This window comes from Blautia sp. ZXY-1-B12, assembly GCF_056339915.1.
Map to the genome: position 1 here is coordinate 5,001 of NZ_JBWJVP010000024.1, position 25,907 is coordinate 30,907.

Here is a 25,907-nt window from a genome sequence, read left to right on the forward strand (position 1 = left end):
TATTTTTAATCTGCAGCCAGGAACTGATCGTGTCTGAATCCAGCACCTGCGTTTCCTCGCCAAACAAATAAGAAACTGTTGTACTGCGGTATTTTTTCAACAGGCTGTTTAACTTCTTCACCTTCTGCTTCATTTCGCCTGATTCTTCAATATCCGGCTGCCGGTAAACTTCCTCGTTTAATTCCATCTTTACATCAGATGTAAGCAATTCTGTTTCGAAATCTTTATCCAGAGTTTCCTCCACATAGCTTAATAGCCTGTTTTCATCAATCTGATTTCCGGAAACCTGTTTCACCAACACATATTTCTGTTTCTTTTTACTATATCGGATATGTGCATCCGTAGGTTCTGTTCTGTCTTTTTCATCAAAATGATCCGCAGACAATGCTGCCTGTTCCTGCGCTTCATCTCTGATGATCTGATAATCAATCTTATAATCTCTCTGTGATGCAAAAAGTTTAAATGTCCCGCTTCTCTCCTGTTTCAATGTTTCCAGTGCACTTTTCAGAATGTCCTGATCCAGACTGTATCCCAGTTGTTCCATTGAAACATTATAAACATCCTTTCCATCTTCATGAAATGTTATTTTTTTATTCTGAAATGCTTCAGATATTTTCTGCTGCGCTTCTTCCACGGTAAGCTTCGATACATCCAACCTGTACACACTCACTTTCCTTCCCAGTGTGACAGTATCCACATGATGTATGTAAACAGCCAGACCGATTCCCGCTGTCACGATCATCACGATACATATTACAAGAATCACTTTCAGCTTCTTTCTATTTAAGGCTTTTTTCTGTTCCATCCTTTGTTCTGCTACTTCCTTTCACCTTATTTTAGATATCTGCAATTATTTTATTATATAGAGAGATAAAAATCAATTTGTAAAATGCAGTTCGCCTGTTGTTACTGTTCACTCCGTTCTCAGTAACGTAGCCAAAATTCATTCCAGATAGCAACCGCCTGTTACTTTAGAGCGTGTCTGAAAAATCATTCCTGCAATCTGCACGCCCCACTTTGCGGTATATTTTGTCCGAATTCGGTTGTCGTAGCCCATCAGGTTTTTGAGTCCATAAAAAAATCCCACATCACAAGGATGCGGGATTTTTTACTTATGAGGTTATCATCAGGCTTTGTTAACTGATCCGAATAATTCCATTTTTTCCTTAACAGTAGCTTTGATTGCTTCGAAGCCAGGTGCAAGAAGTTTACGAGGATCGTATCCTTTACCCTGCTGATCTTTTCCTTCTTCGATGTATTTACGTGTAGCTGCTGCGAAAGAAAGCTGGCATTCTGTGTTTACATTGATTTTGGATACGCCAAGGTCGATAGCTTTCTTGATCATATCTGCCGGGATACCTGTGCCACCGTGAAGTACCAGAGGCATCTCTCCTGTCAGTTTCTGGATAGCATCCAGAGTCTCAAAGCTTAAGCCTTTCCAGTTAGCCGGATATTTTCCATGGATGTTACCGATACCTGCTGCAAGGAAATCAATACCAAGGTCTGCGATCATCTTGCATTCCTTAGGATCTGCGCATTCGCCCATTCCTACAACACCGTCTTCTTCACCACCGATGGAGCCAACTTCTGCTTCCAGAGACATTCCGTGTTCAGCAACGATCTTAACCAGTTCTTTAGTTTTTGCAACGTTTTCTTCGATCGGGTAATGAGATCCGTCGAACATGATGGATGAGAATCCTGCTTCAACGCATTTTAAGCATCCTTCATAGCTGCCGTGGTCAAGGTGAAGAGCTACAGGAACAGTGATGTTCAGTTCTTCCATCATTCCGTTAACCATACCAACAACTGTTTTATAACCTGTCATATATTTACCAGCACCTTCGGATACACCAAGGATTACAGGAGAGTTCAGTTCCTGAGCTGTTAAAAGGATAGCCTTTGTCCACTCAAGGTTGTTGATGTTGAACTGTCCAACTGCATAATGACCTGCTTTTGCTTTTTTCAGCATTTCTGTTGCATTTACTAACATGATAAATTCCTCCTAATCTGTAGTAACTGTGTTCATTCTCAGTTACCCTAATCAATCTCCGATATGGAATTACATCTATATCCAGATATGGTTATATTACCAGATTTCTGCTTTTTCGTCTACTCTTTTGCCAAAAAAATAACAAACAAAATTCCCCGGAAGATATGCAAAAAAGTCCGGCAATACACAATATATAATAATTTTCTGCAATTTATAAAAAAGTGCTTGCATTATTTAAATATTTCATATATAATAAGTTTCGGTTTAAGGATGGATTCCCGAGTGGCCAAAGGGGGCAGACTGTAAATCTGTTAGCAACGCTTTCGAAGGTTCGAATCCTTCTCCATCCATCAAAAGGTTCAGACATTTGTCTGGATTTTTTTTTGTTATATTATAAAGCGGCAGCCCCTTCTTCCGCAAGAGGCTGCCGTCCGGGTCAGGCGGATAAGATCATCCGCTTCGCATTTTGTTAATTTTTATGATGTAAGACCACTGCGCCAAATGCCGGCATTGTGATCTTCAGAATTCCGGCTGCTGCTGTGTATTCTTTACATTCTTCCGTAAATCCCACTGCAGATGTCATGACAACACGTTTCAGCTTTGTATCTTCCAGACGGCTGATTCCTGCCTGTCCTAACCGTATCTCCACTTCCCTGCCTTCTTCCTGATTATTTACGATCACAATTATCTGTTCATCATGAGAAAATCTCGCATAACAAAGTCCCTGATAATCATTCCAGAGAAATCCCAGTGATCCCGTTTTTAACACTTCATATTTCTTATGGATACGGATCATTACCCTGTGGAAGTCGATCATCTGGTAATCCTCACGTCCCCAGGGGTAAGTACGTCTGTTATCCGGATCTGTGAATCCACAGAGTCCTGCCTCATCTCCGTAATATACAGTCGGTGCGCCCGGCCAGGTCATCTGGATGGTAACCGCCTCACGCATAACTGCCGGATTTACTCCCTCAGATGCCGCCTCCGGACCTGCATAGGAAATTCGTCCTACCCTGTGATTGGTTCTGGTCAGGAATCTGGAATGGTCATGATTTGACAATTCATTCATGGCTGTCTGAAGTGCAGACATATGAAGCGCTCTCATGTGCGTTTTCATAGCTCCGATAAAAGCCTCACTGTTTCCTAACAAGTCTTCACGATACTCGTCGCTGTGCTTCTCCATACCTGTCAGGAACCAGGTCAGCGGCTCCATAAATGCGTCATAGTTCATGACTGTATCCCATTCATCACCTTTCAGCCAGCCTTCCGGATTACCGTAATGCTCTGCCAGGATAATGGCATTTGGATTGGCAGCTTTCACTGCCTTCCGGAAATCTTTCCAGAACTGATGGTTAAAATCATTGCTGTGTCCCAGATCCGCCGCCACATCCAGTCTCCAACCATCTACATTATAAGGAGCAGATACCCATTTCTGTCCAACACGAAGAATATAATCATAAAGTTCTCTGGAACCCTCATAATTTAATTTAGGCAGTGTATCGTGTGCCCACCATCCATCATAGGAGGTGTTATATGGCCATGCATTAGGATCATTAAAGGAAAAGAAATTACGATAGGGACTGTCCGCAGAAACATAAGCTCCTTTCGGATATCCTTCCTGATTCTCATAAATACGTTCTCTGTCCATCCACTTATTAAAAGAACCGCAGTGATTGAACACACCATCCAGAATGATCTTCATTCCTCTTCTGTGGATCTCTGCTGTCAGTTTCGCAAAAAGCTCATTACTTGCTTCCAGATTCTTCTTATCTGTCACACGTTTGATATATTTCCATGCATGGGAATTATCATCGTCGTCTCCAAGAAGGATTCCCTCATTACAATCTTCTACAATCCTGCCGTAATGTGGATCCACATAATCATAATCCTGACAGTCATACTTATGATTACTTGGAGAAACAAAAATCGGATTTAAATAAATAACCTCGACTCCCAGATCCTGCAGATAATCCAGTTTGTTCATAATTCCCTGCAGGTCACCGCCGTAAAATTCACGCACACCCATCACTGCCGGAATCTTATTCCACTGCTCTACCTGTACACTCTTATCTCCAATATAATGATATTCTCCGGTCACAACATCATTGGTAGGATCTCCGTTAAGAAAACGGTCTACATAAATCTGGTACATTACCGCACCTTTGGCCCACCTTGGAGTATCAAAACCCGGATAAATCTCAAAATCCATCCTGCCCTCATGTTTCATACAGACTCCCTGATTATTGTAATAACAGGTTACCCGTCCATACTGTATCTCAAAATAATAACGAAAGATATCCGCTCCAATCGTCACCTGGGCAGAATAATAATCAAATCCGTTCTCTGTCCCGCAAATCTCCATCTGCACACGCTGCTCCTGGCTTACCAGATATACAGAATCTACATTATTTCTCTGGGTACGGAATTTGATCGTTACTGTATCTCCTGCCTTTGGTTCTGCAGGTATTCTGTAATATTCTGTTCCGTCACTGAAAAGCGCCTCTTTATTAAACACAGGACGCATATTCAGGATGTACTGCATTCTTTTTTTTATATCTGCTTTTTCATGTTCCATTTCCGTCCAGTCCTCTCTGTCATTTATCATTTTATTATTTTATCCTAAAATAAACTATCTGACAACCATCTGTTTTTCCCAAAAATACTTATATATTCAGTGATTCTGCACAACCATTCATTCTGTCACAGTATTTCGGACTGCCGGATTCCGGCGAAGCAGATATTTCATTGCTGAAAATAACGTGAACAGTAATGATATTTTAAGACAGTAAAAAAGCCAGCGGGATAAGCTGGCTTTTTTGGAGAAGGTATTTCTTCTTATGGGGTGTAGCAAAAACTATATAATGTATTGGGGGGTTTTTACGGTTTATATAATACCATGAGGCAAGAGAAAAGTGTGCACAAACTTCACAAAATTTGGCACACTTTTTTGTATACATTATATACTGTTGTTTTCTGTTTCCGGATTTTCTGTTGTAAAAAGTGCTTCAAATTCGTCTCTGTGCACCTTTTCCTTCTCGAGAAGAAGACTTGCACACTTGTGCAGAACATCCTCATGTTCCAGAATGATCTTCTTTGCCTGGTCATGACATTCACTGATAATACGGCGGATTTCTTCATCAATGGACTTGGCAACATCCTCGCTGTAACTTCTGGTATGAGCCAGGTCTCTGCCGATAAATACCTCGTCGTCATCATCACCATAACAGATAAGACCAAGTTTATCAGACATTCCGTATTTCATAACCATACTTCTGGCTGTCGCAGTTGCACGTTTGATGTCATTGGATGCACCAGTCGTAATATCCCCGAAGATAATTTCCTCTGCTATGCGCCCGCCTAACAGTGTCATAATATCCTGAAGCATTTTTCCTTTGGTATTAAACATCTCATCATTATCCGGAAGAGGCATGGTGTAACCTGCTGCTCCCATTCCTGTCGGGATAATGGAAATCGTGTAGACAGGATCCATATCCGGAAGTACATGAAACAGGATCGCATGTCCGGATTCATGATACGCGGTGATCTTTTTCTCTTTCTCAGAGATCACCTTACTCTTCTTCTCTGCACCGATGCCTACTTTGATAAAAGCACCTTTGATATCAGACTGAAGGATAAATCCTCTTCCCTTTCTCGCTGCTTCAATGGCAGCTTCATTCAGAAGATTCTCCAGATCTGCACCTGTAAATCCTGCTGTTGTTCTGGCAATCTGAGCCAGATCTACATCCTCTCCAAGAGGTTTGTCCTTGGCATGAACGCGGAGGATTTCCTCTCTTCCCTTCACATCCGGACGTCCCACTGCAACCTTACGGTCAAAACGTCCCGGACGCAAAATTGCAGGATCCAGGATATCCACGCGGTTAGTCGCTGCCATCACAATGATTCCCTCATTCACACCAAAGCCATCCATCTCTACCAGAAGCTGGTTCAGTGTCTGCTCTCTCTCATCATGTCCGCCGCCCATACCGGTTCCACGCTGTCTTGCAACCGCATCGATCTCATCAATGAAAATAATACATGGTGCATGGCGTTTGCCTTCTTCAAAAAGATCACGCACACGTGATGCACCTACACCGACAAACATTTCCACAAAGTCAGAACCGGAAATGGAGAAAAACGGAACTCCCGCTTCTCCTGCCACTGCCTTTGCCAGAAGTGTCTTACCAGTTCCGGGAGGGCCTACAAGCAGCACGCCTTTCGGAATCCTTGCGCCTACTTTTGTATATTTCTGTGGAGATTTCAGGAAATCTACCACCTCTACCAGATCTTCCTTCTCCTCCTGCAGACCTGCTACCTTGTCAAAAGTAACTTTCTTATTATCATCCGGAGATGACATTCTTGCGCGGCTCTTGCCGAAATTCATCATCTTGGCATTTCCGCCGCCACCGCCACCTGCCATCTGGCGGTTCATCATCATGATCAGAAAGATCACAAGGGCACCTGTGAGAAGAACCGGAAGCAAGGTTGTCAGAAATACATTGTCTCCGGGTACATCCTGAGTTGTAATATCAATATCGTATTTATTCAACAGTTCGATTGCCTGATTGACATCTGTCACATAAACCTTCTTCTGACCGGAGTCAGTAGTATCTACAATCACAGAACCTGTAGGCACTTCTCTGTTCTGTTGAATTGTCGCATCAACCACTTTGTTGTCTTCAAGAGCCTGCTCCAATTGCTTCTGTGTGTAATTACTCTGGGAAACCACCTGGTTATTCAGATAAAAATAACCGGCTACCAGCGCAATGATCAGCACCAGATACAGACCAATTCTGCTTGGCTGTTTATTCACTTACTTAAATCTCCTTTCAGTCTTCCCCCAGTTCCACTACTCCTATGAATGGAAGATTCCTGTATTTCTGTGCATAGTCCAGACCATAGCCAACTACAAACTCATCCGGGATGTTAAAGCAGCAATAATCAACTCTTACATCTCTGACTCTTCGCTCCGGTTTATCCAGCAATGTACACAGACGGATGCTGTTTGGATTTCTCTGCTTCAGAATTTCGATGAGATAACTTAATGTTCTTCCTGAGTCAATGATATCCTCTACGATCAGAACGTCCTTTCCTTCCAGTGGCTGGTCAAGGTCTTTGACGATCTTTACAACACCGCTGGACTTGGTGTCATCACCATAGCTGGATACAGACATAAAGTCAAGAGAAACCGGCACTGTGATTCTCTTTGCAAGTTCACAGGTAAAGAATACACCACCTTTTAATACACAGATTAAATGGATTTCCTTGCCTGCATAATCCTTGCTGACCTTTGCTGCGATCTGCTTAATACGGGAATCTACTTCCTCTTCGCTGAGTAAAACTTTGATTTTCTCACTCATTTTCGTTTCCTCCTTGGTAATTTAATACTAACACCTTCCTGGTTTGGGGGTTAATTTTATACCTCTCATTTATCCTGCTTCCCACCATCCAGAGGATTTCTTTTCCACATGCGATCAGCGGAATGCTGTCTCTGTATTCCGACGGGATTTTCTCATCGATCATACAGCGGTTCAGCTTCTTTGTGTTCCCCTGCGCATTGATAACCATATAATCTCCTGTCCGTCTGGTGCGAATATACGGATTCTTTTCTATTTTATCATAATCCATCCATTTCGTATACTTTTTTTCTTCAATCTTCTGACCTTCATACAAAAATATTTCTGCCGAAAAAATTCCCAGCGGACTGGTCACAGTCCCCGGAATTCTGATTTTCCATTCCCTGTCTGATATATTTTTTCCGCAAACTGTTTTTCCGTTTTGGATATCTGAACCTTTATGCTTTTCACCGATCATCCCGGCTGACTTCTCCTCTCCGTACCGGCAAAGTCTTACTCCCTCGTAATCTCTTCTGGCTTCCATGTGATAAGGAAGGCTGATCCGTCTTCCAGTCTGCATTTCATAAAGTTCCAGAACCTTCTCATAGTGAACAGCCGCCAGATCCTTCCGTCTGCCTGCCAGCTGTTCCATCGCCTGTTGTAATGCATAAACCTGAATGATTTGAGGCTCCATAAAAAATTTTTCAGTAAAGTAATATTCCTTACCTTTCTGAAACTCGCCCAAAACCAGGCAGCTCTGCTGCGTAAGATATTCCTCTGCCTGGGAAATCCTTGCCGCAGTCTCTGCCATATGTGCCGCTGCCTTTCCATTTACCTGCTGTTCCAATATAGGAAGAATATGATGTCTGATTCGATTTCTGGTATATTCATCTGACAGATTGGTGCTGTCCTGAATATGAGAAATCTTCTTTTCTTTCAGATACTCTGCAATTTTGTCCCGGCTTAAGCACAGAATCGGGCGGATAATCTCTCCGTCTACAGGGCGCATGGTGCATAGTCCCCGCAGACCTGTTCCTCTGCACAGATTATGAAGCATAGTTTCCGCAAGATCCTCCTGATTATGCGCTAATGCAATTTTTATCTCACTGTCCTTTCTCCCACAGACGGCAGCTTCCCTCTGAAAAGCTTCTTTTCTTACAATCCTTCCCGTCTCTTCCTCGCCCAGCTTCCACTCCCGGCTCAATCCCGGAACATCATAACAATAAACAGTACATGGAATCTGCCACTTCCGGCATATGTTTTCCACAAAGCTTTGGTCCCTGTCCGCTTCCTTTCCACGTATTCCATGATGTATATGGACCACTCTCAATGTAAAATCCAGTTTTCCCTGAAGCTCCTTTAAAATGCGGAGCATTGCCATAGAGTCACTTCCGCCGGACACTCCTGCCAGGACCACATCATTTTTTCCGATCATCCTGTTTTGCTTTATATAAGCAAGAATTTCTCTTTCCATTTTTATCCTGATTTCCTTTTCTATTTTAGTATCCGCAGCATTATTTTTTCCACACGCCTGCCACCAGCACTGTCATATCATCCCGTGCATGATAATCGCTGTATCCCAGCACCCGTTCCAGTATTCCCCTGCCGAAATCTTTCGGTGATTCCTCGTGAACATCCATAATGATTTCTTTCATGGTTTCCTCCTCTTTCTGGTCAGGCAATGCATCCAGGACTCCATCTGTCATCATGATCAGGTAATCCCCATGGTACAGCTTTCTGGTAGCTGTCTCAAAATCAATCTGCTGTACAAGCCCTGCGGCCAGACTTTCAGAAGTAATAGATTCCACCCAGTGATCTCTTTTGATAAATGTAGACGCTGCCCCCGCCTTCAGAAAATTGCAGATTCCTGTATACAGGTCCACTGCGCAGATATCCACTGTAGAAAACATACCCTCCTCTCCTTTGAGTACCAGAGCAGAATTTACCATCTTTGCTGCCGTTTCCTGGGAAAATCCTGACTCCATAAACTGTTCCAGAAGTTCCACAACTGTCTCGCTCTCCCTGCATGCTTCCATCCCTGAGCCCATGCCATCCGAAAGGCACATAACAAACCTGCCGCCATCCTCCTGTCTGCATATATAATTATCTCCGGAAACCTTCTCTTCTTCTCTGGTAAGCCTGGCCGTTCCATAGAGAACCTGATAGTTTACATCCTCAGCAAAATGTACAGTGTGATATTCTCCGTTTACAATACATCTGCTCCCATTTACAGGTACCATGGAAATTTCACAGTATTTTGAAAGAAGCTGTGCGATCTCTGTCATGGAAATACACTGACCGCTTCTGGCACGCATGGTGAGAAAAATCTGTTTACGTCCTTTCACCTTATTCATCATCCATGCCCTGCGAAGGATCACATGGCTCTTTCTCAGTCCCTTGCGAAGTTCTTCTTCAAACTGCGGCGTTACTCGCTCCAGGTCATACAGATCACTGGCTACGTTCTCCATGATATGTGAGACTTCCATAAGCTGCTGTGCTACTGCCAGCCGATTCTCGATCATACGGTTATCCCACATCAGGTTCTGCCTTTCTTTCTGAAAATTCTCTGCAACCGTCTCATAATACTGTACGGAACGGGGACATATGCCTGTCCAGTCAGCGCGGATGCCTCTGACATTTTCCTCGTTTCCACTCTCCATGGAACGTACCAGTGCCTCCACTCCTTTCACCAGTTCCTGACTGTGTTCTCCCCAGCAGATTTCCCTCTGATAGCATCTGCTGCATACCTTTGCATTTGTATCCTCAATGATCTGCTCAACCTGCCTGCTGCTCAGATAATCTTTCCGATAAGGCATCCCGTAGAAAGTATCTGCCAGTTTCTGAAAAGATGCCGCATACTTCTCCACCTTCTCTTTCTGAGGATGGCCCTCCTGCAGAGACGACAGTTCTTCTGTATCCGGCAGATTTTCTGCTAAAATAGTTTTTGCCATGTCCCGTATGATCAGCATAATGCTGATAACGAGCATGGCAATCATCCATTCCTGCATATTCTCCCCTCCCCTTATTCATTCCCTGTATATAGCAGACTACTGCATTTTTATCAGAGAATTTCAATAACTGTTCAACAGTCCTCTCTTTCACAAAGTACTAAACAGTTACAGATATTATATGGAAGGGTTTCTGAAATATCTGTCAAACACAGACGAATCCTTCGAAAAAGTTTTCGACATTTGTTACTGCTGTTTCTTAAAAACAGTCTCATTGTCCTTCACAAGTCCCAGTTTCTCTCTGGCAACCTCTTCTGCATATTCGTCTGTCCCCATATATTTCTTTAATTTATCAATTTCTTCTGTACGTGTCTGCTCATCTTCAATCTGTTGCTGAAGAGTGGCGGCCTTAGCATCATATCCTGTGAGGCGTTCCTTAAGGTCATTACTTTCTAGCATCAGTCCTCCCAGAAGGACTAAAACAACCAGCGCAATCGCAATCATTCCAAGAGAGTTATACCCTACTTTCTTTTTTTTCTTCCTTTTCTTAGAATTACCCAATTTGCCAGCCTTCCTTTTTTAGCACATTTATACGCTTTATACCACAGAAGTTTACATCTTTTGACCGGAAATAGCAACCATTTTATCAAAAATTTAATAATTATTACAGGAATCTCCATAAGTTTCGTACAGCATTTTACAAAAATATCTCCGAGGACCCTGTTGCAGATATACGCTCCGGATAAAAAGCCTAAAACCATAAAAAAACGCAGAATTCCTTCATTGCTCCTGTAAATCTCCGAAAAAACAAAAAAGGCACAACAAAGCCAGTATAGAATGTCTTCCGTCCCGACAGCTTTATCCGAATGTACAAAAACATTCCTGAATGCAACCAGCAGATCATAACACAAAAGGAGAACAGCACCCACAGCTATTGTCCGGAGCAGCAGAAGTAATTCATGATGAATAAATGCACTCATCTCTCACCGGAACATCCTTCTAAATAAGGATTCATCCCTGTTATCTGTATTCTTTGACAGATAGGTAAGACTGTCCACTTTTCCTTCCAGATCTACTTCTCCCTTTTCCAGATCAAGCTGCTTCACATGAAGCTGTTCTCCCTTTATTACAAGTTTCCCTGCCTGTGTAAAAAGCAGGATTTCTTTTTCATCAAAGGATTTAATATCCTTTACCCCGGTAATTCTCCCGTTCTGACGGTTTTCCAGCATCAGGCTGTGAGTTGAAAGTATCTTCTTCTCTTCCACAGACGCCTCCCGGTCACAGCCTCCGGAAACTATGACCTGCCAATCTATTACTTATCAGTAGTTTATGTGCCGGAAAATGGAAATAGACAATAAAATGTTAAAAATTTATATGTTCCCACTGCACAAATGCCAAAAGCTGCAAATTACCATCCGGAATCAAAGATATTTGTACATACTCTCTACATCTTCTTTTTTGACAGTTTCTTTTACATCCAGTACTTCTACTTTGACATTCTTACTTCCGAACTGGATTTCAATAGTATCTCCCGTCTTTACCTGTACAGATGCCTTGGCAGGCTTATCGTTGACAAGAACTCTTCCTGCATCACATGCTTCGTTTGCCACTGTACGGCGTTTGATCAGACGTGACACCTTTAAGTATTTATCTAATCTCATATTCTGCTCCTGTAAATGTTCTGTAATGGATACTCACGAATTACTCCTCCGGAGTATCAAAAAAGGGGAACTTTCGTTCCCCCGGTTATCGCCTTTATTATTTACCGTTAACCATATCTTTTAATGCTTTTCCAGCTTTGAATTTCGGTGATTTAGAAGCTTCGATTTTCATAGTTTCACCAGTCTGAGGATTTCTTCCCTCGCGAGCAGCTCTTTCACTTACTTCAAATGTACCAAATCCTACTAACTGGATTTTTCCGCCATTTTTCAGTTCTTTAGAAACGACATCAACGAAAGATTTCAGAACGTCTTCTACGTCCTTCTTGGATAAGTTTGTCTCTTTCGCCATAGCTGCTACTAATTCTGTTTTATTCATGGTGTTTCCTCCTCTAATGATCTCTTTCTTGTTTGGTGGCATCTGCCAAAAGCGACAGAGCTCTATCCTCTATATATATACCTTTTTCCCCATATTGTCAAGGTTTTTCGTAACTGTTCAGCTCTGTTCAGCTCTGTGTTACTGAGGATAATCCCTGAAACATTCCTCTGCAAAATTCTCCCAGATTTCTCTCTGTCTGATAAGATTCTGAAGCTTTTCCACATTTTTCTCTGAAATCCACACCTTTTTGTGTGAATAATAATAATTTGCCAGTTTCCAGTATTTTTCAGGATAAGTGAAACGTACACGCAGATTTTTCCACTCTTCTGCCGAGATTGGACGGATTTTATGATATTCCCTGAGCATTTCCCCTGCCAGTTCCAGATTCCAGTTATATTTTTCCAGTATTTTTCTCATAAAACGATACAAATCTGCTATCTGAATATCAAAACTCCAGTGACCAAAATTTGTGACTGCCGTCCCCAAATGATCACCTTTCAGCATCAGAATATTATGCTGATTATATTCTCCATGACATACCTGTCCTTCCCGCCATGCCCTTTCCCTGAGATCATCATAATCCGTCTCGTCCAGAAGCTTTACTGCATACTGTGCCCTTTCAAGAAACTGCTCCACACTTGCCAGATAATTTTTCTCAAATACATTGGATGCTCCTTTGTTCCGTATAAATTTGCGTATCTTACGAAGCTCCTGATTGTGCCGGAGATATTCCTCCCTGAGAGATCTTTCCCTGTATTCCTCCACAGGTTCCATTTTCATTAAAATATGTAACCTTGCCAGTGTCCGGACACTTTTTAAAATATCTTCCCGGGATTTTGTGTCACACTCTTTTCCTTCATACCAGTGCTGGAGTGTAAACCTTTGTTCAGTCTTATCTTTACTGACCAGACTTTCCTGATTATTCCGCAGAAAATAATCGGTATTTATACCATTTTCCTGAAGTCTCATCAAAAGCTCCTGCTGTTTTTCCAGTTTTTTTTCAGAACCGTGAAATTCCCTCAGGATCAGAAGTCCCTGAGCTGTATAGCAGAGTAAAGCTCCTCTTGTCCTTGCAGAACGGTCTGCTGTCAGCTCATACTGAGCCAAAGTGCCAAGTCCGTAATCATACAATGACATATCCCCCTCTTAATCATCTTAATTCTTTCTATACATATGAAGAAAATCCGGTGGATATACCCCCGGATTTTCATAGAGCCACTGTTATTTACTATATTCGTTACTGTTCACTCCGTTCACAGTAACGTAGCCAAAATTCATTCCAGATTGCCTGCGGCAATGGAATTTTGGCTTGTATGTCTCGGGATTTTGGCATATTCATGCCAAAACACCTCGCGGGATAGTGGTGTGTGAACAGTAACCAATATTCTGATATACTGACCATTCCATAAAACTGCACTATTTCTCATCAAGCAGACCCAATAATATCTCTTTCTGATTCTTCTGTGGATCGGCAAGCACTACTTCCAGAAGACGGTTCAGCGTTTCTCCTATCTCACGCCCCGGCTTATAACCGGCTTCAATCAGATCTTTCCCTGTCACTGCCAGAGTTTTTAAAGATACACACTGATGTTCATTAATGATCGTCTCATAAGCCTCTTTCACCTTATCCAGACGTTCCTGCTTCTCTGTGCGTCTGTAATCACTCTGTGCCAGCATATCTGCCTGCTGCACTTCCAGATAATATGGGAAGAGATCCTCACCGATACGGTTCACTGCCCTGCGCACTGCCTTTGTCGTTCCATCCGGTCTGTCATCATGCCATTTTACCAGACGGGTTACCTTGCGGATCGTATCATTATCGAATTTCAGCCTGCGCAGGATCTGTGCAGCCATCTTTTCTCCCGCAATCCCATGCATCTTGAAATGATCTCTTCCATTCTCATCTGTTTTCCGGACAACCGGCTTTCCAATATCATGAAGCAGCATGGTAATCCTGAGAACTTTATCTGCACGTACATGACAGAGACTGTGCAGGATATGCTCCCCTACTGTGTAACAGTGGTGCGGCGTATTCTGGGATGTTGTCATACATGCATCAAACTCCGGAAGAAATTCAGCTGTGATCCCGGCTTCATAAGCCACCCTGAGATAATCCGGATGAGGAGACATCAGAAGCTTCACAAGCTCTACCTGAATCCGCTCTGCGCTGACATGCTTCAGATTCGGTGCCAGAACCTTCAGTGCCTTACGAGTCTCTTCTTCAATGGCAAAGCCCAACTGCGCACTGAAACGGACTGCACGCATAATCCGCAGTGCATCCTCTGTAAAACGCTCCAGCGGATCTCCCACACAGCGGATGATTTTTCTCTCAATATCCTCCAGTCCGCCGAAAAGGTCCACCAGTCCTGAAGAAGGATTGTATGCCATTGCATTGATGGTGAAATCCCGGCGTTTCAGGTCTTCCTTAAGGCTTGCTGTAAAGGTGACCTCTTTGGGATGTCTGCCGTCCTCGTACTCACCATCTACACGATAAGTCGTGACCTCATATCCTTCTTTTTCCATAAGAACAGTCACTGTTCCATGCTGCAGACCTGTATCCACTGTTCTGTGAAACAAAGCCTTGACCTGCTCCGGCTTTGCGGATGTGGTGATGTCCCAGTCATCCGGGCTCCGTCCCAGAATGGAATCACGCACACAGCCGCCTACCACATAGGCTTCATAGCCTGCTTTTTCCAGTATATGCAAAATTGTTTCCGCGTTTTTCGGTATTTCCAGAATCATATGACCATCCTTATCTTCTTCTATTTATTCTTAACCCCGAAAACCGGCACTCAGATATCTCTGCTGCCGGTTTTCTTTATTTTCTTATTGATTAGTATGCTCTTCCCCAGTAAACCATCTTCTTGGCAGGTTTTCCACAGCATACGCAGACATCACTTAAGTGTTCCTGCTCAAACGGCATACATCTGGATGTAGCCTGAACATCCTCTTTAATCTTGTCCTCACATGCGCGGTCACCGCACCACATAGCTTTTACGAAACCTGGTTTGTTAACAATAGTATCTTTGAATTCTTCATAGTTTGTAGCAACATAAGTATGGGAATCTCTGTGCTTACGTGCACGCTCCAGCATATCTTTCTGGATTGTTTCCAGGATTTCCTGTACTTTCTCCACAAGCTCATCAAATGTAACAGTATATTTCTCTCTTGTATCACGACGGCAGATCACAGCCTGACCATTCTCGATATCCTTCGGGCCGCACTCGATACGGATCGGAATACCACGCATTTCCTGCTCTGCGAATTTGAATCCCGGGCTCTTGTCTGTGTCGTCTACTTTTACGCGGACTCCTGCTGCCTTTAATGCTGCAAACATCTCATCTGCTTTCTCAAGAACGCCCTCTTTTCTCTGCTGGATCGGGATGATCACTGCCTGTACAGGAGCGATTCTCGGAGGCAGTACCAGACCGCTGTTATCACCATGTACCATGATGATTGCACCGATCATACGTGTTGTCATGCCCCAGGATGTCTGATGTACATACTGAAGTTTATTTTCTTTATCTGTATACTGGATGCCGAATGCTCTTGCAAATCCATCGCCAAAGTTATGGCTTGTACCGGACTGAAGAGCTTTTCCATCATGCATCAGGGATTCAATTGTATAAGTAGCTTCTGCACCGGAGAATTTCTCCTTGTCTGTTTTCTGTCCCTTGATAACCGGGATTGCAAGTACTTCCTCGCAGAAATCTGCATACAGGTTCAGCATCTGGATAGTACGCTCTTCTGCTTCCTCGGCTGTAGCATGAGCTGTATGGCCTTCCTGCCATAAGAACTCACGTGAACGAAGGAACGGACGTGTTGTCTTTTCCCAGCGCACTACAGAACACCACTGATTGTATACCTTCGGCAGGTCTCTGTGGGACTGGATTTCTTTTGCATAGAAATCACAGAATAATGTCTCTGATGTTGGACGTACGCACAGACGCTCCTGAAGCGGATCCAGACCACCATGAGTTACCCATGCAACCTCAGGTGCAAATCCTTCTACATGATCTTTCTCTTTCTGAAGAAGAGATTCCGGAATAAAGATTGGCATGTACACATTCTGTACGCCAGTCTCTTTAAATCTTCTGTCCAGTTCGTGCTGGATATTTTCCCAGATCGCATATCCTGCAGGTTTAATTGCCATGCAGCCTTTAACGCTGGTATAACCGCAGAGTTCAGCTTTCTTTACAACGTCGGTATACCACTGGGCGAAATCGTCTTCCATGGATGTGATGGCTTCTACCAGTTTCTTGTTGTTTGCCATGATTACTTCTCCTTTTTATGTGATTGTGTTGATCCTGACAGTGCATCAGGATATAGTCGCGGCGGAATGCATATTCTTCTTATTTTTCTTCTATAAATAAATTTCCTTATCTGCTTCACAGTCCAAAAATCTGCCTTTTTTATAATCCTGCAAAACCTGTCATATTATAAAAAACGAAAAAAAGAAGCCCAGCATCCCTCACAAGGGACCGAAAGGCTTCGGCGGTACCACCCTAATTAGCACTGTGCCCAAATGCCTGCACATTGCTCGCTCTTCTTCCGATAACGCAGGAAAAACGCCGTACTTCAATTGTACGGAGCTCCGAGGCCGGTTCCATAATTCACGCACAGAATCCTTCCACCACTGTTTCACAGCCAACCGGCTGTTCTCCGGGACTCTTCTCTGGGATTGCTCCTTATGTACTATTCTCTTCATCGCTGTATATATTTCGCATTTGGTTATATTTTATTTGAAATAAATTGATGTGTCAAGAGTAAAATCGTTACTGTTCACACACCACTATCCTGCGAGATGTTTTGGCATGAATATGCCAAAATCACACTTCTATTGTAATCTTACGTCCTGTCCGGTTATATTTATAATAACGGACCCCGGCTGCATCCAGCATTCTTTTGGAAGCGAGCACTGCCGGCGTGTCTGCATATTTATCGCAGTCATAGACAATCGTCTTAATACCTGCCTGAATAATTGCCTTGGCACATTCATTACATGGAAAAAGGGAAACATAAAGCTTTGCACCTTCCAGACTTCCTCCCCTGTAATTAAGAATCGCATTCAATTCACTGTGGGTCACATAAAAATATTTCGTATGAAGACTGTCACCCTCTCTCGCCCATGGAAATTCATCATCTGAACAGCCCTTTGGAAAACCATTATAGCCCATGGACAGGATTTTATTATCCTCACTTACAATACAGGCTCCTACCTGAGAATTCGGATCCTTGGAACGCATCCCTGACATCATGGCAACTCCCATAAAATATTCATCCCATGATAAATAATCTGTGCGTTTATGATTTACATCCATTTTCCACACCTCCCCTTCACATACTTCACCCTTCATCCGCTTCATAAAATCAGCACATTGTCTGTTACTGTGAACGGAACGAACAGTAACCATTATCTGCTTATAACTGACACAGCCAGAACTTAACACTTTACTCTACGGCAACCCTCATTCATCATACATGTGAGAGAATTACTATAATCATGCAGGCTCCGGCTGTTTTATCAGTTTTCTTATTTTATGGCTTATTCAGTCTCTATCTGATTAATTCTTCTGATATGTCTCTCATCGTTGGAAAACGGTGTATTCAAAAATGTATCCACAATCTTCAATGCCAGCCCAGGTCCTACCACTCTTCCGCCAAGTGCAAGGATATTAGCATCATTGTGAAGTCTTGTAGCCTCTGCTGTAAAACAATCTGTGCAGACTGCAGCTCTGATTCCCTTAATCTTATTTGCTGTAATGGAAATTCCGATACCTGTTCCGCAGATCAGGATTCCCTTCTCACATTCGCCGTCAAGAATTGCATGTGCAACCTTCTTTGCATATATCGGATAATCTACGGAATCCAGACTGTCACATCCATAATCTTTATATTCAATTCCTTTCTCATCCAGATACTTCTTGATCTCCTGTTTCAGTTCATATCCACCATGATCACATCCTAAAGCTATCATTAATCTTCCTCCTGAAATTAATTTCTTTACCTCTTCAGCAGACTATTTAAGTGAATCTTCATTATCCATCTGGCCATTACTGCTGATAAGATTATATAATCAGGCATATATCTGCTTCACTACCTGATTATATCATACCACCTGTATGATCTTATGTCCCGCTGCTTTCAGCAGACGGTTCATAATGGCCTGTCCCATTCTTGGTGTATAAAACGCTTCTGAATAAATAGACCTGACCGCACTCTGGTCAAAATCACGAAGCACTTCATATAAATGATGGGCGATTGTTTCCTCTTCTTTCCGACTTCCGATGCTGACTACCAGACCTTCGGGATATCTGTCCTTTGTCTCGTCCGTTGCAATAATTCCAACCTGCTCGCCGTGTACTTTCGCCTCCGCAGCCAGCTCATTGATCTTCTTCACAACAGCTTCCTCCGGTCCCTCAACAATTGCCAGATCTGCCTTCGGTGCATAATGGCGATATTTCATACCCGGTGCTTTCGGATGCACTTTGCTGTCAGCCGCAATCAGCCCCTTGTCCATCCTTACATCCCCCAGAGTCTCCTGAAGCATCTCCAGAGAAATATAACCCGGACGCAAAACCACAGGCACATCCTCAGTAAAATCAACGATCGTAGACTCAAGACCGATTCCCACCTGGCCTCCGTCAATGATCATCTCAATCGCTTCACCAAGATCCTCCTCTACATGCTGTGCAGTAGTCGGGCTTGGTCTTCCCGAAGTGTTGGCACTGGGCGCAGCCACATAACCACCTGCTACCTTGATCAGCTCCTGCGCGATCCTGTCACTCGGAAACCGAACCGCCACACTGTCCAGACCACCCGTAGTCTCCTGTGGTACAAGATCCGACTTCGGAAGAATCATAGTCAGCGGACCCGGCCAGTACTTCTCTGCCAAAATCTTCGCCTTCTCCGGAACCTCAGCTACAATCGGAGCCAGCTTATCAAACTCTGCAATATGCACGATCAGCGGATTATCCGAAGGTCTGCCCTTCGCCGCATAAATTTTCATAGAAGCCTGTGGATTCAACGCATCTCCTCCAAGACCATACACAGTCTCCGTAGGAAACGCAACCAGACCACCCTGCTTCAAAATATCTCCACCACGCCGGATAGCCTCCATATCAAGATTATCCGCTGTCATGGATACAACTTCTGCTTTCATTTTATTCCTGCTTTCTTATCTGTTCTGTATTTTATATAACAATATTCCTCTTACTTTATTTTCGTTTTGTATGTTCATGATACAACAGAGACAAAAATTCGTCAAATGTTTCTTCTTTGGCAAACAGATATTCTCCATTATCCAACCAAACAAATAACAAGCTGACAGAAAATATTTCTCCTGTCAGCTCGTACATCAATCTCTTAATTTATCAGGCAATACATATACCCTTTCTCTTGTGAGTTCTGTGGCCTTAACTTCTGCTTATACTGCTTACCTGAAACAAGATTATAATTTGTGTATAAATCAAAAAGCATTATCTGATCGCATTCATACAATATTTATAGATTCTTTTATAGGTACGTGTAGAATAGTGAACGCCGTCATCTATATTTCCCTTAAACTCATTGTATGTACTGTAACCGTTTTTCATCAGATATTTATAGGTATCTATCCATTGAAATCTCTTATTTAACCTGCTCTGCAATCTGTCATTAAAGTAACGTAACTGCGCTTCTTTTCGAGTTGGTTTCATTGCTGTATTTACCGGATTCACAGACATATAAAACAATCTGCAGTCACTTTCAAGTTCCTCTGCAAGAGTGTTCATACGCGCAAGATATGCATTTGCCTCGCCTTTATAATCAACCCCATTCCCGGAATTATGACTCGAAAGATCATTCACACCAAGATTAAAAATAACTGCTACGGGCTTATCTGAATCTGACTGCAGACGGGCAATTTCACTTCTCATTACTCTCTCTCCTGCTGTTTCAAACCAGCTCAGTCCCTCCCCTGTCTTACACACAAATGATACTTTTGCAACTGCATCCTTTCCATATTCCCGAAGAAGAGTTTTCTGCATAAAATACGTTCTGGAATCTCCCACAAAAATAATTCCGGAATACTCCGACAGCTGAGCTGCCAGAGTATTGACCTGAATATCCGGCTCCTGTTGCCAGTTATACATAACTGCATATAAATGGGTTTTCTTCCTTACCTGTATCACCTGTCCCGCCTGATACTGCGGATTCTGAGTCTGATCCGGCTTCGTGCTCCATCCAAGAAAAGTATATCCTGTCTGATTTCTTATTGCTGGAAGTGTCACTTTTCCATTACTGTCTGCTTTTCTTATTATCGTAGACCCATCTGCCTGATGGAAAATAACCACCTTCTGAGAAGCAGATGAAATCGCTCCTGTTCCCTCCGACGGTGCCAGTGATTCATCCTTTTTATTATCCGAATATGTAAAAGATGTGAAACCTGTGGTTCCTTTTTCCACATCGTAAACCCTTACTTTGCTGGTTTTCGCAAAAGCTGTTTCACAAAAACATGAGCTGAAACAAATCATTCCTGTCAACATTACAAAAAACAATTTTTTTACCATAATATTTATCTCCTTGCACAAACAGCTTCTCCCAGATATTTTCTGAGCAGAAGCTGTTTTTTTATTATTAATTATCTATAAGATTTAACAAAATTATATAAATAATTCCCAAATCTTGTTCCTATATTTACACTTTCGGCACCTGTTGTGTGAACCCCTAAAGCATACCACTGTCCATAATATACCCTCGTAATAGGTGAACCACTTTGCCCTGCTGAAGTACTGAGCTTATACGAAAATAAATTTTGTGAAGAACCTGCAATACTGCCTTTTGCCTTCCACATTTGTTTGGAATATTCTGCCGGATATCCTGGAATACAAACTACAATGCTGCCATAATCTTTCGCCTGTTTTCTAATTCCAAAATAGCCCGTTGTTTTCCCTAATGCATTCTGAGTTTTTAAAACAGCGCAATCATATGCCGTTTGATTTTCTGATTTATAAATCTTTGGTACATATATTTTCTTCACATGACTTCCTGAATAAGGTGTTGCATTTCCATTACGCCCTGGCCAAAATAACACCTTTTTTGCATATCCACCTTTATTCGTATTATATACATTATGAGCCGCTGTAACAGCAGAATTAATTCCCACCATAAAAGCAGTACCCGTTGTTACACTTCCATCTTTCCAGGTTGCTTCCAGATATGCAGTCCATCTATAAGGTACTTTCGTAGTATTGTTTACTCGAGTTCTTACATCACTGCCAATTACAGATTTTTCATCAGCAAATGAATCTGCATCTTCTTCCGGATCTGCACTTTCTTGTCCCACGGTTCCATATGAGGGTTCCAGTAATTCCTCATCCGCTGTCTCATTTCCCGAATAAGAAAAAGTGGTAATACTTGTTGTTTCAGTGTCAACATCATAAACTCTAACTTCTTCTGTATTAGCAAATGCAACTACAGATATACAACTATATAGAGTTATTCCTATTATTGTACCTAATAACATTTTTTTGAGTTTCATACTATTTTTTCCCTTTCAAATACTTTTCACTTTCTCAATTACTAACAATGTCGCTACTAAAAATAATGCTGTAGCAATAACCTTGTAAAAAAGCTTCCATTTCATAACCACTGCCACAAACATAAAGACACTTTCAATCAATAATAACCTATGTACTTTTAAACGAAAAATTTTGCGTTCCTTAATATCCAGACATCTCATCTCTGTATCCACCGGTGCTAATTCGTATATGATATATAGTGAAATAATTGCAACGCATATCATTGTAATCTCCTTGATAAATGGTTTACAAATGATATTACAAGCCATAATTTCCATAAAGGTTGATATCAATATACAATGCATTCTTGTTTTTGCATGATAACCTCCTGCATAAATACGTAAGGGCCAGAATAAAACCAAAAATATGAATCCCCAAATAATAATTTTGAAATAACAACAAATTCCAAAAAAGATTAACAGATTGAATACTAGAAACAATCCCTGAGAAATCCCATATTCTAATATTTCTTTATCATCTGCTGGTACAATTTTGGTTTTTATAAAGACCTCTCCACTTCTGTCAGCCCAGTTATTCATACTTTAAAATTTTCTCAGTTTTTTCACGCTTTCTGGTATCTCCGGCTGATAAGCAAAAAGCGGGCACGAAGAATTCACTTCCATTGCAGCTATTTTCTTTGCCAATATAACTACTACTTTTCCTACATTTTCTTTGAAATTGCAATTAAAATTATTTTTATCTGCCATGTTTTTCTCTCCTTTCTGCTTTTCAAATTATACTACGTTTCACCTTGTAAATTTAGAACATGGCGAAAATAGCCCTAAATTTGGCGAAACTAATCTATAATAATCGAGTAGGGGAAATTTTTTTCTCCCCTCTCAGTCGAGTAAGTAAGTGGACTTTCACCACAGATTGACGGTATGCCCGTCATACGCAAAAAACAGATGACTTTTACCATCTGTTTTTGTTATTTCATTATATAATTTCAGCAGATTTCAGCTTTTCTACCAATAACATTACTTTCACACAAAATATTTCTTCATCCCAGTTTATATTTATATCTCCTTCTTTCTCTTTTACAATTTTTTCCACATTGCCTAATCCAATTCCGTGTCTATCCACATTTTCTTTGGTTGATAATAGTTTGTTTTTTTCCATTCGCAAAACACCACTGTAACTATTTTCTACTTGTATATACAATATCCCCTGTTTTTCCCGTATAAATATACTCAGATACTTTTTTTCGGACTGTTTTGCCGCATAAATCGCATTATCAAGCAAATTTCCCAATATTACATTTAATGTAAATCCATGAATATCTAATTCTTCAGGTAATGCTACTTTCGCTCGCACATCATCTAGATTTTGCCTTGCATAATGCAATAAGTAATTTAATGTACTGTCTACCTCACTAATACCAGAACATATATATTCGTCCTCATTTACTATCTGCTTCTCCATATTATCCAGATATATCAGAATTTTATTTATATCTTCGTGTGCTGTCAGATATTTCAATTCAAAGATATGATGTTTCAAATCATGTCTCAAACTTCTAATCTTTCTCCATGATTCCTGCATAACTTCAATTTGATTCCTGTAACCTTCCATTAAAGAATGAAATTTTTCTTTCTCTGATTTCTGTTCATAATAATCCTGTAGTGCATCATACAGATAAAATATTGCAATATTAGTGATCAAAATTCCAATAATTTCCATACTAATAAGTCGCTTATTAGTATAATTTGCCTGCCACATACAAAATACTTCTATTATACTAAATGCTGGTACAGATAACATCATAATCCAGAGAGATGTCCTTATTGGAAACTGTCGTTCTTTCTTAAAACAAGTTCTCTCTAACAGAAACACACAAAAATATATTCCCAAACTGGTGATGCATTCTTTTATGGAACGAGTCATTTCATCATAATCTTTATATAAACCGGTTGCAGAAAAAACCAAACTTTCAATCACTACATTAATCGAATAAATTCCAATAGCAAATACTATTTTTTTTTCTAAGCTTTCCTTATATATTAAAAGTATCAACATTAATCCCGTCAGATTTGTCATAATATTAATTATCTGATTATGAAACAGATAATATCCCCCACTTGTGAGGACTACAAAACCAGAATACATCAATATCTTCAAACGTCGCGAAACTGTTTTTAAAGGATTCATCACTTCCATAAAGCGGTAAATAGCATATGTTCTCAAAATATTCGCCATTACCCCAAGTATAATTTCCTGCATTTTTCCTCCCATTTTATAATCTTTTTCTATCCCAGTTCTAACTGTATCAGTTTTTGCTTTACACTTCCCCTATATGTTTTCGATATACTGACTATATCACCATTTATCATCTTAACCCGATCAGTTCCGTAACATTGTACATAAACGTGATTAATCAGATATGATTTATGTATTCTTAAAAACATTTTATTTGAAATCTCAGATTCTATATCATCCAATTTAGCAGAAAATTTAAATGTTTCTCCTGACTGCATGACCATATAAACAGTCTTGTTCTCACTTCTGAAATATAAAATATCTTTTATAAAAAAAACACGATTTTCTCTGTCTATCTTAACCGTTATTTTTTTTCTGTTCACAAGTTCTCTCTTCATCACTATATCTAAAGTTCTCTCTACCATTGGAAAAGTAATGGGTTTTACAAGAAAATCCATCGGTCTGCATTGAAAAAGTTTCATAGCATAATTTGTCTTAGATGATATATAAATAATCTCAGTTTCTTCATTTTCCAATTTTTCTCTTATATATTTTCCAACCTCTACACCATTACATTTCGGTAATTCAATATCCAAAAACAATAAATCTACAGAAGATGAACTTTTCAGATATTCACATAACGATTCACCATCATAAAACACATCTATATCTGCTTTTATAAAATGCTCCTGAGAATATTTTTCAATATAATTTTCTAATTGTACACATGTACTAAATTCATCATCACATATAATAACCTGCATAACCATTTTCTCCAATCAAACGGATATTATAGATATCAATACAAAAAGTAAATCCAAATATTCTATTTCCATATATATTTGTACTTCTTTTTATAGTGTATAATACTGCATTTTCTCAATCCTTTCAACTTAAATTAACTTATAAAAAGCATATTACCAACTTCTGTTTTATACAACTATAACTTGTATAATATTGACCAGAAAGACTAAAAATGAACCGTATTAAAGAATTACGTAAATTACTCGGAATTCCAATTGATTATATTTTTGAACTTTCTAATGTTAAGCACGAATGTATCCAGACTGTAACGTAAAAACAGTGGTAACCATGGACTTCATAATCCATGCTTACCACTGTTTTTCTAACTTCTGATTGCATTCATACAATATTTATAAATTCTTTTATAGGTACATGTAGAATAGTGAACGCCGTCATCTATATTTCCCTTAAACTCATTGTATGTACTGTAACCGTTTTTCATCAGATATTTATAGGTATCTATCCATTGAAATCTCTTATTTAACCTGCTCTGCAATCTGTCATTAAAATAACGTAACTGCGCTTCTTTTCGGGTTGGTTTCATTGCTGTATTTACCGGATTTACAGACATATAAAACAATCTGCAGTCACTTTCAAGTTCCTCTGCAAGAGTGTTCATACGCGCAAGATATGCATTTGCCTCGCCTTTATAATCAACCCCATTTCCGGAATTATGACTCGAAAGATCATTCACACCAAGATTAAAAATAACTGCTACGGGCTTATCTGAATCTGACTGCAGACGGGCAATTTCACTTCTCATTACTCTCTCTCCTGCTGTTTCAAACCAGCTCAGTCCCTCCCCTGTCTTACACACAAATGATACTTTTGAAACTGCATCCTTTCCATATTCCCGAAGAAGAGTTTTCTGCATAAAATACGTTCTGGAATCTCCCACAAAAATAATTCCGGAATACTCCGACAGCTGAGCTGCCAGATTATTGACCTGAATATCCGGCTCCTGTTGCCAGTTATACATAACTGCATATAAATGGGTTTTCTTCCTTACCTGTATCACCTGTCCCGCCTGATACTGCGG

Annotated in this window: 27 protein-coding genes and 1 tRNA gene (1 of these 28 only partly in view); 2 read left to right on the forward strand and 26 right to left on the reverse strand. The window is 40.9% G+C overall.

Translation table 11 applies throughout. The features are described from left to right. Together AC075L_RS01635 and AC075L_RS01640 are read right to left on the reverse strand one after the other, a co-directional pair. On the reverse strand, positions 1–805 hold the 5' portion of the coding sequence (locus tag AC075L_RS01635; protein WP_476387069.1) for a L,D-transpeptidase family protein. The gene continues 638 nt to the left of window position 1, outside the view; 805 of the gene's 1,443 nt are visible here — the first part of the coding sequence; it begins with the start codon at positions 803–805; the stop codon falls past the left edge of the window. Between the two features lie 138 nt (positions 806–943). Continuing rightward, on the reverse strand, positions 944–1,057 hold the full coding sequence (locus tag AC075L_RS01640) for a DUF6783 domain-containing protein (RefSeq protein WP_320442802.1): 114 nt from the start codon (positions 1,055–1,057) through the stop codon (positions 944–946). On the opposite strand from AC075L_RS01640, the gene AC075L_RS01645 reads away from it, so the two are divergent. Next, on the forward strand, positions 1,004–1,144 hold the full coding sequence (locus tag AC075L_RS01645; protein WP_319017446.1) for a DUF6783 domain-containing protein: 141 nt from the start codon (positions 1,004–1,006) through the stop codon (positions 1,142–1,144). The two genes, AC075L_RS01640 and AC075L_RS01645, sit on opposite strands and share 54 nt — an antisense overlap. Here the strand turns inward: AC075L_RS01645 and fba are convergent. Continuing rightward, positions 1,127–1,990, reverse strand: a complete 864-nt coding sequence (gene fba / locus AC075L_RS01650; RefSeq protein ID WP_022379939.1) for a class II fructose-1,6-bisphosphate aldolase — start codon at positions 1,988–1,990, stop codon at positions 1,127–1,129. The genes AC075L_RS01645 and fba overlap by 18 nt on opposite strands. A 268-nt stretch (positions 1,991–2,258) precedes the next feature. Between fba and AC075L_RS01655 the strand changes: the two genes are divergently transcribed. Beyond that, positions 2,259–2,340, forward strand: a tRNA-Tyr gene (locus AC075L_RS01655). A 119-nt stretch (positions 2,341–2,459) separates the two neighbouring features. On the opposite strand, the gene AC075L_RS01660 is transcribed toward AC075L_RS01655, so the two are convergent. The 23 genes from AC075L_RS01660 to AC075L_RS01770 all read right to left on the reverse strand — a co-directional run. Next, positions 2,460–4,595 carry a glycoside hydrolase family 13 protein gene (locus AC075L_RS01660; RefSeq protein WP_476387070.1) on the reverse strand — a complete coding sequence of 712 codons (2,136 nt, stop codon included), beginning with the start codon at positions 4,593–4,595 and terminating at the stop codon, positions 2,460–2,462. Between the two features lie 351 nt (positions 4,596–4,946). Beyond that, entirely contained in the window at positions 4,947–6,800 is a 1,854-nt protein-coding gene (gene ftsH, locus AC075L_RS01665) for an ATP-dependent zinc metalloprotease FtsH (RefSeq protein ID WP_055054071.1), read from the reverse strand. 16 nt (positions 6,801–6,816) lie between these two features. After that, entirely contained in the window at positions 6,817–7,347 is a 531-nt protein-coding gene (gene hpt, locus AC075L_RS01670; protein ID WP_020993437.1) for a hypoxanthine phosphoribosyltransferase, read from the reverse strand. Further along, on the reverse strand, positions 7,340–8,797 hold the full coding sequence (gene tilS, locus AC075L_RS01675; RefSeq protein ID WP_118330694.1) for a tRNA lysidine(34) synthetase TilS: 1,458 nt from the start codon (positions 8,795–8,797) through the stop codon (positions 7,340–7,342). The genes hpt and tilS overlap by 8 nt, the downstream gene beginning before the upstream one ends. 40 nt (positions 8,798–8,837) lie before the next feature. Continuing rightward, positions 8,838–10,331 carry a SpoIIE family protein phosphatase gene (locus tag AC075L_RS01680; RefSeq protein ID WP_476387071.1) on the reverse strand — a complete coding sequence of 498 codons (1,494 nt, stop codon included), beginning with the start codon at positions 10,329–10,331 and terminating at the stop codon, positions 8,838–8,840. A gap of 186 nt (positions 10,332–10,517) precedes the next feature. After that, entirely contained in the window at positions 10,518–10,832 is a 315-nt protein-coding gene (locus tag AC075L_RS01685) for an FtsB family cell division protein (protein ID WP_294694469.1), read from the reverse strand. Further along, positions 10,793–11,251 carry a spore cortex biosynthesis protein YabQ gene (yabQ, locus tag AC075L_RS01690; protein ID WP_476387072.1) on the reverse strand — a complete coding sequence of 153 codons (459 nt, stop codon included), beginning with the start codon at positions 11,249–11,251 and terminating at the stop codon, positions 10,793–10,795. The genes AC075L_RS01685 and yabQ overlap by 40 nt, the downstream gene beginning before the upstream one ends. A gap of 3 nt (positions 11,252–11,254) precedes the next feature. Next, complete coding sequence (yabP, locus tag AC075L_RS01695; RefSeq protein ID WP_008707950.1) at positions 11,255–11,536, reverse strand: sporulation protein YabP; 282 nt, start codon at positions 11,534–11,536, stop codon at positions 11,255–11,257. 156 nt (positions 11,537–11,692) lie between these two features. After that, complete coding sequence (locus AC075L_RS01700; protein WP_008707948.1) at positions 11,693–11,932, reverse strand: RNA-binding S4 domain-containing protein; 240 nt, start codon at positions 11,930–11,932, stop codon at positions 11,693–11,695. A gap of 97 nt (positions 11,933–12,029) precedes the next feature. Beyond that, a complete protein-coding gene (locus AC075L_RS01705; protein WP_008707945.1) occupies positions 12,030–12,308 on the reverse strand; it encodes an HU family DNA-binding protein in 279 nt (92 codons plus the stop codon). 138 nt (positions 12,309–12,446) lie between these two features. Continuing rightward, on the reverse strand, positions 12,447–13,445 hold the full coding sequence (locus tag AC075L_RS01710; RefSeq protein WP_476387073.1) for a phosphotransferase: 999 nt from the start codon (positions 13,443–13,445) through the stop codon (positions 12,447–12,449). A gap of 279 nt (positions 13,446–13,724) precedes the next feature. Further along, on the reverse strand, positions 13,725–15,050 hold the full coding sequence (locus tag AC075L_RS01715) for a CCA tRNA nucleotidyltransferase (protein WP_118567206.1): 1,326 nt from the start codon (positions 15,048–15,050) through the stop codon (positions 13,725–13,727). Between the two features lie 91 nt (positions 15,051–15,141). Continuing rightward, complete coding sequence (gene proS, locus AC075L_RS01720) at positions 15,142–16,581, reverse strand: proline--tRNA ligase (protein WP_022380532.1); 1,440 nt, start codon at positions 16,579–16,581, stop codon at positions 15,142–15,144. Positions 16,582–17,137: 556 nt separating this feature from the next. Further along, on the reverse strand, positions 17,138–17,629 hold the full coding sequence (locus AC075L_RS01725; RefSeq protein ID WP_118567207.1) for a deoxycytidylate deaminase: 492 nt from the start codon (positions 17,627–17,629) through the stop codon (positions 17,138–17,140). A 224-nt stretch (positions 17,630–17,853) separates the two neighbouring features. Beyond that, positions 17,854–18,285 (reverse strand): ribose 5-phosphate isomerase B, encoded by a 432-nt coding sequence (rpiB, locus tag AC075L_RS01730; RefSeq protein WP_118567208.1) that lies wholly within the window; start codon positions 18,283–18,285, stop codon positions 17,854–17,856. Between the two features lie 132 nt (positions 18,286–18,417). Further along, entirely contained in the window at positions 18,418–19,470 is a 1,053-nt protein-coding gene (locus AC075L_RS01735; RefSeq protein ID WP_118567209.1) for an L-threonylcarbamoyladenylate synthase, read from the reverse strand. Positions 19,471–19,786: 316 nt separating this feature from the next. Further along, positions 19,787–20,857 carry a DUF459 domain-containing protein gene (locus tag AC075L_RS01740; protein WP_476387074.1) on the reverse strand — a complete coding sequence of 357 codons (1,071 nt, stop codon included), beginning with the start codon at positions 20,855–20,857 and terminating at the stop codon, positions 19,787–19,789. A gap of 71 nt (positions 20,858–20,928) precedes the next feature. Further along, entirely contained in the window at positions 20,929–21,828 is a 900-nt protein-coding gene (locus tag AC075L_RS01745) for a trypsin-like serine peptidase (RefSeq protein ID WP_118567224.1), read from the reverse strand. A 15-nt stretch (positions 21,829–21,843) separates the two neighbouring features. Beyond that, complete coding sequence (locus AC075L_RS01750) at positions 21,844–22,407, reverse strand: accessory gene regulator B family protein (RefSeq protein ID WP_118567225.1); 564 nt, start codon at positions 22,405–22,407, stop codon at positions 21,844–21,846. A 3-nt stretch (positions 22,408–22,410) separates the two neighbouring features. Then, the gene (locus tag AC075L_RS01755; RefSeq protein WP_118567226.1) at positions 22,411–22,575 is read right to left on the reverse strand and encodes a cyclic lactone autoinducer peptide; all 165 of its coding nucleotides are present in this window, start codon (positions 22,573–22,575) and stop codon (positions 22,411–22,413) included. 229 nt (positions 22,576–22,804) lie between these two features. Next, positions 22,805–24,088 carry an ATP-binding protein gene (locus AC075L_RS01760; RefSeq protein WP_173744875.1) on the reverse strand — a complete coding sequence of 428 codons (1,284 nt, stop codon included), beginning with the start codon at positions 24,086–24,088 and terminating at the stop codon, positions 22,805–22,807. A gap of 26 nt (positions 24,089–24,114) precedes the next feature. Then, complete coding sequence (locus AC075L_RS01765) at positions 24,115–24,828, reverse strand: LytR/AlgR family response regulator transcription factor (protein WP_182465370.1); 714 nt, start codon at positions 24,826–24,828, stop codon at positions 24,115–24,117. A 362-nt stretch (positions 24,829–25,190) separates the two neighbouring features. Then, a partial coding sequence (locus tag AC075L_RS01770; protein ID WP_476387075.1) for an SGNH/GDSL hydrolase family protein occupies positions 25,191–25,907 on the reverse strand: 717 nt, incomplete at its 5' end.

Excerpts from the sequence above, each read along its gene's own strand:
- AC075L_RS01765 (WP_182465370.1), bottom strand. The coding sequence starts at position 24,828 with ATGCAGGTTATTATATGTGATGATGAATTTAGTACATGTGTACAATTA.
- AC075L_RS01680 (WP_476387071.1), bottom strand. The coding sequence starts at position 10,331 with ATGCAGGAATGGATGATTGCCATGCTCGTTATCAGCATTATGCTGATC.
- AC075L_RS01740 (WP_476387074.1), bottom strand. The coding sequence starts at position 20,857 with ATGGTAAAAAAATTGTTTTTTGTAATGTTGACAGGAATGATTTGTTTC.
- AC075L_RS01735 (WP_118567209.1), bottom strand. The coding sequence starts at position 19,470 with ATGAAAGCAGAAGTTGTATCCATGACAGCGGATAATCTTGATATGGAG.
- AC075L_RS01760 (WP_173744875.1), bottom strand. The coding sequence starts at position 24,088 with ATGCAGGAAATTATACTTGGGGTAATGGCGAATATTTTGAGAACATAT.
- proS (WP_022380532.1), bottom strand. The coding sequence starts at position 16,581 with ATGGCAAACAACAAGAAACTGGTAGAAGCCATCACATCCATGGAAGAC.
- rpiB (WP_118567208.1), bottom strand. The coding sequence starts at position 18,285 with ATGATAGCTTTAGGATGTGATCATGGTGGATATGAACTGAAACAGGAG.
- AC075L_RS01700 (WP_008707948.1), bottom strand. The coding sequence starts at position 11,932 with ATGAGATTAGATAAATACTTAAAGGTGTCACGTCTGATCAAACGCCGT.
- fba (WP_022379939.1), bottom strand. The coding sequence starts at position 1,990 with ATGTTAGTAAATGCAACAGAAATGCTGAAAAAAGCAAAAGCAGGTCAT.
- AC075L_RS01750 (WP_118567225.1), bottom strand. The coding sequence starts at position 22,407 with ATGAATAACTGGGCTGACAGAAGTGGAGAGGTCTTTATAAAAACCAAA.
- AC075L_RS01660 (WP_476387070.1), bottom strand. The coding sequence starts at position 4,595 with ATGATAAATGACAGAGAGGACTGGACGGAAATGGAACATGAAAAAGCA.
- hpt (WP_020993437.1), bottom strand. The coding sequence starts at position 7,347 with ATGAGTGAGAAAATCAAAGTTTTACTCAGCGAAGAGGAAGTAGATTCC.
- AC075L_RS01715 (WP_118567206.1), bottom strand. The coding sequence starts at position 15,050 with ATGATTCTGGAAATACCGAAAAACGCGGAAACAATTTTGCATATACTG.
- AC075L_RS01710 (WP_476387073.1), bottom strand. The coding sequence starts at position 13,445 with ATGTCATTGTATGATTACGGACTTGGCACTTTGGCTCAGTATGAGCTG.
- AC075L_RS01705 (WP_008707945.1), bottom strand. The coding sequence starts at position 12,308 with ATGAATAAAACAGAATTAGTAGCAGCTATGGCGAAAGAGACAAACTTA.
- AC075L_RS01755 (WP_118567226.1), bottom strand. The coding sequence starts at position 22,575 with ATGGCAGATAAAAATAATTTTAATTGCAATTTCAAAGAAAATGTAGGA.
- AC075L_RS01640 (WP_320442802.1), bottom strand. The coding sequence starts at position 1,057 with ATGGGCTACGACAACCGAATTCGGACAAAATATACCGCAAAGTGGGGC.
- yabQ (WP_476387072.1), bottom strand. The coding sequence starts at position 11,251 with ATGAGTGCATTTATTCATCATGAATTACTTCTGCTGCTCCGGACAATA.
- AC075L_RS01745 (WP_118567224.1), bottom strand. The coding sequence starts at position 21,828 with ATGAAACTCAAAAAAATGTTATTAGGTACAATAATAGGAATAACTCTA.
- AC075L_RS01725 (WP_118567207.1), bottom strand. The coding sequence starts at position 17,629 with ATGGATGTAAATCATAAACGCACAGATTATTTATCATGGGATGAATAT.
- tilS (WP_118330694.1), bottom strand. The coding sequence starts at position 8,797 with ATGGAAAGAGAAATTCTTGCTTATATAAAGCAAAACAGGATGATCGGA.